Origin of the sequence: Phenylobacterium sp. (assembly GCF_036723115.1) — a bacterium.
Taxonomy (GTDB): Bacteria; Pseudomonadota; Alphaproteobacteria; order Caulobacterales; family Caulobacteraceae; genus Phenylobacterium.
Map to the genome: position 1 here is coordinate 3,808 of NZ_DAIMHV010000158.1, position 2,441 is coordinate 6,248.

At 68.4% G+C, this 2,441-nt stretch carries 3 protein-coding genes; all 3 read left to right on the forward strand.

Features of this window, described 5'->3' with window-relative positions; all coding sequences use genetic code 11:
- The first annotated feature begins 16 nt into the window (after positions 1–16).
- Positions 17–451 (forward strand): hypothetical protein, encoded by a 435-nt coding sequence (locus V7D28_RS13160; protein ID WP_333587838.1) that lies wholly within the window; start codon positions 17–19, stop codon positions 449–451.
- Positions 452–527: 76 nt separating this feature from the next.
- On the forward strand, positions 528–1,304 hold the full coding sequence (locus V7D28_RS13165; RefSeq protein ID WP_333587839.1) for a TVP38/TMEM64 family protein: 777 nt from the start codon (positions 528–530) through the stop codon (positions 1,302–1,304).
- Positions 1,305–1,501: 197 nt separating this feature from the next.
- The coding region (locus V7D28_RS13170; protein WP_333587840.1) for a 2-isopropylmalate synthase at positions 1,502–2,441 on the forward strand (940 nt) is incomplete at its 3' end.

The following is a 2,441-nucleotide window of genomic DNA, read 5'->3' on the forward strand; positions in this document are numbered from 1 at the left end:
CAGGCGAAGGCGCCCCATGACGAAACATGTTCACCGTCCGCTTCTGATTCCCGTCCTGGCGGCGGGCCTCGCCGTGCTGACGGCCGCGTGCGAGCCGGCTGAAAGGGCGGAGGGGCCAGTCGCGTCCCAGACGCCTGATGCCGCCTCCCCGGCGGCCCAACCTGCGGCCCAGCCAGCCTATGTGGGCCGTTGGGCGGCCAATGCCGGACTGTGTCGCGACGGCGCCTGGGATTTCCGCCACGACGGACTCGTCACCGCCGGCGAGGTCTCCTGTCGCTTCGACGGGGTGGCCGCCCTGGACGACGGCTATGAGATCGCCGCCACCTGCACGGCCCAGGCGCCGCCAAAGGCCCACAGCCTGCGCCTCAGCTTCAATGGGGCAGGGGACATGATGGTCGTGCGCGGGGAACCATTCGATTCGCCGCCGCCGCTCACTCGGTGTCCTGGCTGAGCCTTCGTCTGACCGTGGGCCAATGCGACGGGCGACCGCGCTTGACCCGCCGCCCGGGATCGGCGAGGCCAGCCCCATGCGCCGCATCCTGCATTTCCTGCTGAACATGGACGCCCGCGCCTGGCGGGCGGCGGCGGTGTCCTTTGTCCTCTTCGGCGGAGTGGGGCTGGTCTTTCTGTTCGGCGCCCAGGTCCTGGGCTTCGATGGCGAGGCCACGGTGGAACAGTGGCTGGGCCTGGCGGCCCACGGCCCCTGGGCCCTGCCCACCGCGGTGGCCGCCTTCGCCCTCCTGGCGTTCGTGGGAGTCCCTCAGTTCGTCCTGATCGCCGCGGCCGTGGTCGCCTTCGGCGGCTGGGCGGGGTTCGCCTACAGCTGGATCGGCACCATGGTCTCGGCCACGGTGGGCTTCTACATCGGCCGCCTGGCCGGCGCCCGCACCCTGAACGCCTTCGCCAGCGAAGGGGTGCGGCAGTTCATGGCCCTGGTTGGACGCAATGGCTTCTGGGCGAGCCTGATCGTGCGCCTGGTGCCCTCTGCGCCATTCATCGTGGTCAATATGGCCGCCGGCGTGGCGCCCATGCGCAGCTGGCACTTCCTGGCCGGCACGGGCCTGGGAATCCTCCCGAAGATCGGCGTCACCGCCTTTGCGGGCAATTCCATCGCCCAGGCCATGCGCGGCGGCGGCGCGGGACACTGGCTCCTGCTGGCCGCGATCGTGGCGGGGTGGTTCGTCATCGGCTGGTTCGCGCGAGGCTGGCTTAAGCGGCGGGAGGCGGTCGCCGTCCGTGAGGAAGGGGACGCAGAGGTAGAAACTTCCCGCAAACCCCCGGTTGACGAAGCTCCGGCGCAATGATCTTGCGCGATCAGGCGGAATGGTCTAACGCAGGCTCATGCGTCAGAACCGCACCTGCCTGCGCCTTCTTCTTCCGCTGGGGCTTAGCCGCCCCTGGGCGACCCTTTAGGCTGCGCGACGCTTCGCGGGCCGGGCGCTCAGGGGATGACCCGGACGTCCGACCTTTCTAGAATGAGCTCCCGCGAAGAGATCCTGTCATGACCCAAGCTTCCTCCGCCGCTTCCGAGCGCGACCGCGTCATCATTTTCGACACCACCATGCGCGACGGCGAGCAGTCGCCCGGCGCCTCCATGTCGCTGGAGGAAAAGCTGGAACTCGCCAAGATCCTGGAGGAGATGCGGGTCGATGTGATCGAAGCGGGCTTCCCCATCGCCTCCAATGGCGACTTCGAAGCTGTCCGCCAGGTTTCCGAGATCGTCACCGAAAGCACCGTCTGCGGTCTGGCCCGCGCCGCGGCGGTGGACATCGAGCGCTGCGCCGAGGCGATCCGCCCGGCCAAGCGCGGGCGCATCCACACCTTCCTGTCCACCAGCCCCTCGCACCGGGATCACATCCTGAAGATGAGCCAGGAGGACATCCTGGAGGCGATCACCCGTTCGGTGACCCTGGCGCGCAACCTGTGCGACGATGTGGAATGGTCGGCCCAGGACGCCACCCGCACCGAGCAGGACTTCCTGCGCCGCTGCGTGGAGGCCGCCATAAAGGCCGGGGCCAAGACGGTGAACATCCCCGACACGGTGGGGTACACCTATCCGTCGGAATATGAAGCAGTCTTCCGCGACCTGATCGAGAACGTTCCGGGCGCCGACACCATCATCCTGTCCACCCATTGCCATAACGATCTGGGCCTGGCCGTGGCCAACAGCCTGGCTGGCGTGCAGGGCGGAGCCCGCCAGGTGGAGGTGGCGATCAACGGCATCGGCGAGCGCGCCGGCAATGCGGCCCTGGAAGAAGTGGTCATGGCGCTGAAGGTGCGCGGCGACCGTCTGCCCTATTTCATGGGCGCCGAGACCCAGCACATCACCCGGGCGAGCCGCTACGTCTCGGCCATCACCGGCTTCCCGGTCCAGTTCAACAAGGCCATCGTCGGCAAGAACGCCTTCGCCCACGAGAGCGGCATCCACCAGGACGGGATGC